The sequence below is a fragment of the Paraburkholderia sp. GAS334 genome (assembly GCF_050436625.1).
Classification (GTDB): domain Bacteria; phylum Pseudomonadota; class Gammaproteobacteria; order Burkholderiales; family Burkholderiaceae; genus Paraburkholderia.
Genome location: NZ_JBNDMO010000046.1, coordinates 22,833 through 30,970 on the forward strand (window position 1 = coordinate 22,833; position 8,138 = coordinate 30,970).

The following is an 8,138-nucleotide window of genomic DNA, read 5'->3' on the forward strand; positions in this document are numbered from 1 at the left end:
ACTGCTCGACGCGCCGCTCAGCGCGCCCCCTGGCTCATCTTCAGTTCAATACGGCGAGCTCCGTACGATATGAGCGAGCCGATCGCCAGGTAAGCAGCGAACAGAAAGACGTAGACCTCATATTGCGAGCTGCTGTACTGCGGATTAGCGAGGACTGTTTGTCCTGCCTTCAGAAAATCCGTGAGCCCGATGATGAAGAGCGCGGGCACGTTGTTGAACAGGTCAAGAACGTTCCCAACAAGAGCAGGAATTACCGCCTTCAACGCCTGTGGCAGAACAATGATGAAACTCTCGTCCAGCTTGCTGAAACCCAATGACTGAGCCGCCTCCGATTGCCCCTGCGGCACGCCCTGAATGCCCGAGCGCACATACTCGGCGGCATAGGCCGCGTAGAAGAGAACAAAACCTGCGACGCCGCGAGCGAGGTCCGGAATGTGAACCTGAGGGGGAAACACCAGGGGAATAATGATCCATGACCAGTAGACAGTGCAGACGAGCGGCACGGAACGCAGCAGTTCGATGTACCCCGAGCACGCCAGTCGCAGACTCGAAAACCGGCTATTCCTGCCGAATGCCAGCGCGATGCCTACCGGCAGGCTGAGCAAAGTAGCAATCGCCGTGACGAGGATGCTCAAGAGTAGTCCACCCCACCGGTCGACGCCTGCCGGAGCCAGCAACGCGCAAATAGTGCCCACGCCCAGAAGCCACAACAGGCCCATCCCGCGACCGACCTGAGGCCACCGGCTCGTAGCGGCACACGCGCCAAGCACAATTGACAGACAGCCGAACGCACCGGCAATCCACTGAAGATGAGTACCGTAAGACGCGGCCGCTGCCACTGCCAGAAGAGCGGCGGCAATGGCGTAGCCCTTCCAGCGTCTCGCTATCAACACAAGGCCTATCGTCATGCCGAAAAGAGCGCTCAGTCCGGCTCCGGCGACAAGCGCACGCCAGATCTGGTCTACGGGGAACGTCCCGACCAGCAACACGGTGAGATTGTCGACCACAACCGGCCAATGCGCCGTGAACAAGGCCCAGCGCGCAGCAAGGACCCCGACATATACCGTCAGCGGAATCGACACCACGGAGAGCAACGAACTGGACGGGCTAGCGAACAGGTTGTACCGCGCCCAGCGGCCGATCGTCATAGCCATTACCGTGCTCCTTTCTTCATGACACGCCGGTTGTACAGATTCGCAATTGCACTGATAGATAAGCTGATCAGCAGGTAGACAACCATGACAATGATGATCCCCTCCAGGGCCCGACCTGTCTGGTTGGCGACGGTGCCATACACACTGAACATATCGGGAAAACCAATCGCAATCGCAAAGGATGTGCTCTTGGCCACGGTAACGTACAGGTTGCCAAGAGAAGGCAGAATGACGCGCACCGCTTGCGGCAAGACGACGACCCAGAGGGATTCGCGATGACCGAGACCTAATGCCGCTGCTGCCTCCCACTGCCCTCTGTCGATCGATTGCACTGCGCCGCGGACAACCTCAGCAACGTACGCCGCGAAGTTCACGCCGAGCGCGATGATCAGGCTGGCCATCTCCGGAGAGAAGCCCGCGCCGCCCGACACCGAAAAAGAACTTGCCTCGGGTATGTCGATGCTAAATGGCCGTCCAGCGACAGCAACGCCTACCACCAGGAACCCCGCACCGGCCGCGAAGGCCCAGCGCCGCCAGCCTGGTGTGTGAACAAATACGCCGACCGCGAACACGGCCACCCCGAGTCCTGCAAACCACGCGTAGCGGGCTGCAGCCGGGGTTGCGTTTAGCCATGGGATGAATACACCTTGCCGGCTCGCGATCAATGCACCATGCAATAGCGACGCATCAGACAGGCTCGGCAGTTGCAGCAGCACAGCGAAATACCAGAAGATGATCTGGATGAGCAGCGGCGTGTTTCGCACCAGTTCGACAAACGCCCACGCCCAGTTCTTGACAACCCAGTTCCTGGACATCCGCCCAACGCCGACAATCACACCAACAACGGTGGCGAGCACGATCGATATGAGCGTGACGACGAGCGTGTTATACAGACCCGCAAGCAGCGCCTGGGCGTAGGTCTGCTGGGAATTGAACGGCACCAGCGAAAGGCCATGCTGACCCTTGCCTATCGTCAGGCCCTCACTGATGTCGAAGCCCGCAGGCTGCTCGAGAAAGTCCAGACTAAAGCCGATGCCATGGCGTCGAAGACCTGTCCATGTCATCGCCAGGAAGGCCAATACGGCTGCGACAATGGCTGCAAGGATCAGTGTCTGGATCGCCGCCGCACGCGTGCGCGCCAATCGCCGCCGCTTCAACTCCGATTGTGAAGCGGGTGAAGGAGGACGCCCGAACGGTCTATTCTCCGTGCTGGACAGCTTTAATTGCGACACGGTGCCTTCTCCACTGACGTGAGATTTCTCACTACGATCGGACAGTTGATCTAGTTTCATATCCAGACTCCGCTGAACCCGGCGACAGGTTGACGGCCGCCGGCTTCAGCGCTACGTGCACTGCCTAGTACCAGGGCGGCGAATACACCATGCCGCCTTCATTCCACGCCGCGTTAAGAGAGCCCTTGCGCTCGATTGCATAGGGCGTCTTTGGACCAATGTTGCGGTCGTAGATTTCCCCATAATTACCGACGGAAGCGATGACCTTCTGGACAAAATCAGGCTGCATTCCAAAGTCCTTTCCGAGCGTACCGCTCACACCCAGGAATTTCTGCAAGTATGGGTCCGTAGTCTTCACGAAGGTCGGCAGGTTCTTTGAGGTAATGCCATGTTCTTCGGCCTCGAAGGTCGCGTTGACGACCCACGTCAACGCAGCGTGCCAGCGAGGATCGCCCTCTGACACAAACCCTGCGAGCGGTGATTTGTCGAATGCCTCGGGGAGAATCTGGAAAGCACCTGGATTACTCGCGTTGCCACGCCAGCCGGCCAAAGCGGACTTGTCCGTTACCATCGCATCACAGCGTCCGGAGTTCAGCGCATCAAACAGCTTGTTCGTGTCCTGATAGGTCAGGGATTTGGTCGATGTTTTCCAGCTGTGAGCCTTGAAATAACCGGCAAGCATCTGCTCCGTTTCCGAACCCTGGGTCGTGCAGAACGTCGCACCGTTCAGATCGCTGATGTGCTGGACTTTCAATGCGGTCTTTACGAGAACGCCGGTACCGTCATAAAAGTTGGTGGGCAAGAAGGAAATGCTAAGCGCCGCCGACTCTCGTGTCGGCGTGACCGTACTATGGGCGAACACGACATCGGCCTGGCCCGTGCGAAGCGCATTGAAGCGGCTTCGGTCCGTGACGATCACGAACTGGACCTTGTTCGGGTCCCCGAGCACAGCGGCAGCGGTCGCCCTGCACAGGTCCACATCCATTCCTTCCATCTTCCCGGTCTTCGTATTAAGGTACCCGAAACCCGGCGTTGTATTGTCCGTGCCGCACAACAGCGTGCCACGTTTGACCACTGTGCTCAGGTGATCTTCGTCAGCGTGCGCGGTGGACATACCCAGGGTCAGCGCGCCCCAACCCACCCCAAGCAACGCGCAGAGACGGGCCGCACTAAAGCGAATCTTCATGATACTTCTCCCGCCCGGAAAGATGACGTCGACCCGCCTGTTCCGGGCACCACCGGCGCGACGCAAAAAACCTACCGCACATAGATATTCATTTCGCAATCCTTCCTGTTTCCTCCGCTTCATCGCATAGGCAACAAAGACTGAAACACAACATTTGCGTTACTCACCTGCCTCAAATACAGAAGGCGGATGGTTGTTTGAAAAGCGGACGGATTGATTCGTCGCCGGTACTCACCACCCCCGAAATCGCGGCCATTGCGCTGTGATCTCCAGTGAGCCGGTGCGGATCATCTCGTAGTGGTCATGCTGGGCGGCGGTTGGGCAAGCGTGATTGGGCAGGATGCGCACAAGCGATCCTATTGGCAGCTCGGGAAGCGACGCCTTACTACCAGGTCGCACGGCGATAATCCCCTGCTCCTGATTTGCCTGAACCATGATCAGGTCTGGGTAGGGCACGCCGTCGACACTGCACACGACCCCATAGCCCTGGTCGATTCGCTGCGATGCCGTACCGCGATCTCGCGACATCGCCATCCAGCCTGCATCGACGAGAATCCACCCCTTGTCGGACTGGTGGCCAATGACGGTCGCAAGCACGCTGAGCGCAATGTCGTCGACGGTGCACACATCGAGACCTGCCATCACGAGATCGAAGAACACAAACACACCCGCGCGCACCTCCGTGACACCTGTCAGGTCCCTCGCGAAATGAGCCGTCGGTGTCGATCCCACGCTGACGACGGGAGCGGGTAGTCCCGCATCGCGCAGCACCGCCGCGCAACCGACCGCTGCCGCGCGTTCGCGCCCGGCAATCACTGCGATCTCTTCGACGCTCCTGCAGGCGTACGATTCACCCGCATGAGTCATGACGCCTCGCAACTGCGCGCCGCCTGCATCCAACGCCCCTCCGATGGCAAGAAGGTTGGCGGTATCGTCGAGTCGCACGCCGGCGCGATGACCGTCCGAGTCGATCTCGATCAGTGTTGGAATCAGATCGTTCGTGAGGCGCGCATGCTCGGCCACTGCGCGTGCGGCGTCGAGGTTGTCGACCACGAGCGACAATTCGACGCCCTGCCGACGCAGCGCAGTCACGCGGTCAAGCTTGCTGGGCACGACGCCGACACCGTACAGGATGTCGCGCACGCCGCTGGCGGCGAATTGCTCCGCTTCTCGCAGCGTCGATACCGTCGCCGGTCCGGCCGGACCATCCATTACGCGGCGCGCCACTTCGATCGACTTAGGCGTCTTCAGGTGTGGACGCAGCGTGACGCCGAGTTCGGCAAGACGTCCTCGTAGACGCGTGATGTTACGCATCATGCGGCTCTCGTCGAGCAACAACGCGGGCGTGGACAGGCACTCGATTGAACCGCTCAGCGCAGTTGCAGTGCGCGACTTGCTGGTGTCGCCCGGCTCACCTGGACCCGGCGATTTTCGTATGATGCTCGACATAAATCCGACTTTGGAATGAGTTGAACGCGTTTACAGAGCGACGACACCAGTCTTGATCTGCGCAAAGCTGCGGAGTCCCTCTGCACCTTTTTCGCGGCCGTATCCGGAGCGTTTGAAGCCGCCAAACGGCAGTTCAACTCCGCCAGAGGCACCGTAAGTGTTGACGAACACCTGACCGGCCAACACCTCGCGGATCATTCGATGCGCGGTGCCAAGATCGCGCGTCCACACACCGGCAACCAGACCATAGTCGGTGCCATTGGCCAGTCGCACCGCCTCTTCGATATTGCGGAACGGTGTCACCGCTAGCACCGGCCCGAAGATCTCGTCTTGACCCATCAGGCTGTCCGGGGCAACGTCGTCGATCAACGTCGGCTGCATGAAGAAGCCTTTGCCGAGCACACCGCCGTTTAGCGCGTTGCCGCCAGTGACAATATTTGCGCCGTTGCCGCGCGCCTGTTCAAGGAAGGACATGACGCGACTGCGCTGCGTCTGCGAAATGAGCGGCCCAAGGGTCGGGTCGTTCAGCGCAGGGCCGATCGTCACGCTAGCAAAGGCCTGTTCAATGTGTTCCACCAGCACGTTGTGCACGCTTTCGTGGACCAGCAGCCGCGAACCGGCCGAGCATGTCTGTCCGGCGTTTTGAAGAATGGCGTTGACTACGCCCGGCACGGCACGATCCAGGTCCGCATCGGCGAACACAATATTCGGCGACTTCCCGCCCAGTTCGAGAGTCGCCGGAATCACCCGGTTGGCTGCTGCGCGAGCGATGATGCGTCCCACTTCGACAGAACCGGTAAACGAGATGTGGTCGATGTCGCCATGACCCGTCAACGCCGCGCCCGCCGTCTCGCCGTAGCCAGTCACAATGTTCAGCGCGCCGGCGGGCAAGCCTGCTTCAAGCGCTAACCATCCGAGCCGTAGCGCGGTCAGCGGCGCTTCCTCGGCTGGCTTCAATACACAGCAGTTGCCCATCGCCAGCGCAGGTGCAATGGTGCGCGCGAAGATCTGCATCGGGTAATTCCACGGAATCACATGTGCCGTGACACCATGCGGCTCCCATTGCGTAAAAATCATCGTGTCCGCGTTCAGCGGAATGGACGACCCATAGTGTGTCTCGAGCGCGCTCGCGTAAAAGTCGAAATAGCGACTGGTGATTTCGGCGTCGCGCCGCGCCTGCCGCAGAGGCTTACCCGTTTGCCGCGCTTCAAGATGCGCCAGGTCATCCCGGTCACGTTCGATCAGTTGGGCGATACGGCGCAGAACGCGCGCCCGATCGGCGACCGCAACCTTTCGCCATGCATGCGACGCGCGCCGCGCCGCGCTAACCGCAAGATCAATCTCCGCGGGACCGCAATCCGGGGTCTGCGCGATAGCTTCGCCGCTGGATGGATCCAGTACCACTACCGTATTGCGTGTCTCAATCGACTCTCCGTTGGTGACGGCCGCTACCTGCTTCATTGCATTACTCCTTGATCGTTCACGGACCAGCCGGTGCTGATAATTCAGGACCGGTCCCTGGAAATTCGCTAGTGCTTGCTGCGACGGAAGTCCCCTTCGAGCAGAAAGGGCTGCGACCAGGCGCACGCTGTCGCATACGACGGGACGGAGTATTGCCATTCAAAATGCCGCTCGGGTTAACGTCGCTTAACTTCATCCTTAATACGAAGATTAACGACCGGGAGCTAGAGGGTCAGCAGTCGCTTTCCAGATTCAACTTTTTAAGTATGCGAACGAGCGAATTCTGAACGCTCGTGAAAGCGGGATCGCAGGCATGAGGTAATCGGGCGAACGCCCCGGCTCCTTTCGAAGACCTTGCCTTTCAGGCTGAAATCGTCACCCCGGAATGCCTTTCTGGCACACAGCGTCGGGACGTCGTTGAGCATGGTGAACAATTGGTAATAAAAAAATCTGTCAATCCAGTCTTAGCGGCATGTCGCGCCGGCGCGACTCCACGTCTACCGCACCAGACACCATTCCGTATAGCAAAGACGAGCATCGGGCCGCACGCGCGGAGCAGAAAAAGTTGACAGCGTTAGCGTCCAAACGCCTTAGCGATGCTGTGCGCTCCCTGCAAAGTCTCCGTGCTTTGTGTACATTCGCGTTTTACCGGTATTGTCGGACACATGGAATTTGTCAGGATCCCTGCACGTTGATTTAGAATGCCTTCCGCCGCCAGAAGACGTGCGCAAGCATTGAATTGCCCCCTGAGCCCTGGGCATGTTGATACCCGGGGGTGCGACTCCTCCAGCCGTTACCGCAGACCGCTTCCGGATCGCCGAAAAGACCGGCGCACAGGCAGCTCAGATGGCTCGCGACCGCCTGACGATCGACAAGGTGTTGACCCCCGCTGCGTTCGAAAATGCAATGCGAGTGTTATTGGCAATCGGAGGCTCGGCCAATGCGATCGTCCACCTGACCGCAATCGCGGGCCGCCTCGGAATCGTCATCGACCTGGCCACGCTGGACCGCATGGGACGCGAAACACCTGTGCTGCTGGATCTCAAGCCGACGGGCCAACACTACATGGAAGATTTCCATAAGGCTGGTGGCATGGCGACCCCCGTGCGCGAACTGAAACCGCTGCTTCACCTCGACGCACTCACCGTGACCGGGCGGGTTCTGGTGCAAATAGGCTCGGGGGAATGGGTTAAAGTTGCGAGCTTGACGAACTGGTGGCCGGTGATGAGCAAGCGGAAAGGTCTGGAGGGGTTGTTCGATGGACGGCATTTTGATCGGGAGATCATTGTTCTGTGCGTGCGCTGGTACCTTCGCTACAAGCTCAGCCTGCGCGATCTCGTTGAGATGATGGCCGAACGGGGACTGTCGCTGGCGCACACCACGATCATGCGCTGGGTGAAGCGTTTCACACCAGCGTTCGTGAAGCGCTGGAATCGTTTTGCGATACCGTCAGGTCGGTCATGGCGTGTTGACGAGACCTATCGTACGCCCAGCCAACGTAGCCCGCCCACACGGGGGTGAAGTTGCTTGAGCATGTTTGGAATGCAGGACCCGGTGGATTTGAAGTTGCGGTACCGGGGCATGCCCTTTCTCTGCTGCGAGAGAAAGTGAGCCGAAGCGGCGGTGACTTGCTGGACACTGGCAAGGTGACGAAGT

General features: G+C 59.5%; 5 protein-coding genes and 2 pseudogenes. 2 read left to right on the forward strand and 5 right to left on the reverse strand.

Going from position 1 to position 8,138, the window contains the following annotated elements:
• Positions 1 to 17: 17 nt before the first annotated feature.
• The 5 genes from P3T21_RS35705 to P3T21_RS35725 form a co-directional block, all read right to left on the reverse strand.
• The gene (locus P3T21_RS35705; RefSeq protein ID WP_429260583.1) at positions 18 to 1,154 is read right to left on the reverse strand and encodes an amino acid ABC transporter permease; all 1,137 of its coding nucleotides are present in this window, start codon (positions 1,152 to 1,154) and stop codon (positions 18 to 20) included.
• Complete coding sequence (locus tag P3T21_RS35710; RefSeq protein WP_429260584.1) at positions 1,154 to 2,446, reverse strand: ABC transporter permease subunit; 1,293 nt, start codon at positions 2,444 to 2,446, stop codon at positions 1,154 to 1,156. Before P3T21_RS35710 ends, P3T21_RS35705 begins: the two co-directional genes overlap by 1 nt.
• A 64-nt stretch (positions 2,447 to 2,510) precedes the next feature.
• Positions 2,511 to 3,671, reverse strand: coding sequence for a transporter substrate-binding domain-containing protein (locus tag P3T21_RS35715; RefSeq protein WP_429260585.1), 1,161 nt, complete (start codon positions 3,669 to 3,671; stop codon positions 2,511 to 2,513).
• Positions 3,672 to 3,803: 132 nt separating this feature from the next.
• Positions 3,804 to 4,889, reverse strand: a complete 1,086-nt coding sequence (locus P3T21_RS35720; protein WP_429260586.1) for an alanine racemase — start codon at positions 4,887 to 4,889, stop codon at positions 3,804 to 3,806.
• 162 nt (positions 4,890 to 5,051) lie between these two features.
• Positions 5,052 to 6,482: an aldehyde dehydrogenase family protein gene (locus tag P3T21_RS35725; RefSeq protein ID WP_429260587.1), complete on the reverse strand. Its 1,431-nt coding sequence runs from the start codon at positions 6,480 to 6,482 to the stop codon at positions 5,052 to 5,054.
• A 750-nt stretch (positions 6,483 to 7,232) separates the two neighbouring features.
• Here P3T21_RS35725 and P3T21_RS35730 point away from each other — a divergent pair.
• Positions 7,233 to 7,646: pseudogene (locus tag P3T21_RS35730) on the forward strand (dihydroxy-acid dehydratase); the annotation flags it as partial.
• Between the two features lie 60 nt (positions 7,647 to 7,706).
• Positions 7,707 to 7,964: pseudogene (locus P3T21_RS35735) on the forward strand (IS6 family transposase); the annotation flags it as partial.
• Positions 7,965 to 8,138: the final 174 nt, after the last annotated feature.

Bases quoted from the DNA above. Each gene is read 5' to 3' on its own strand.
- P3T21_RS35705 (WP_429260583.1), bottom strand. From the start codon at position 1,154: ATGGCTATGACGATCGGCCGCTGGGCGCGGTACAACCTGTTCGCTAGC.
- P3T21_RS35710 (WP_429260584.1), bottom strand. From the start codon at position 2,446: ATGAAACTAGATCAACTGTCCGATCGTAGTGAGAAATCTCACGTCAGT.
- P3T21_RS35720 (WP_429260586.1), bottom strand. From the start codon at position 4,889: ATGATGCGTAACATCACGCGTCTACGAGGACGTCTTGCCGAACTCGGC.
- P3T21_RS35725 (WP_429260587.1), bottom strand. From the start codon at position 6,482: ATGAAGCAGGTAGCGGCCGTCACCAACGGAGAGTCGATTGAGACACGC.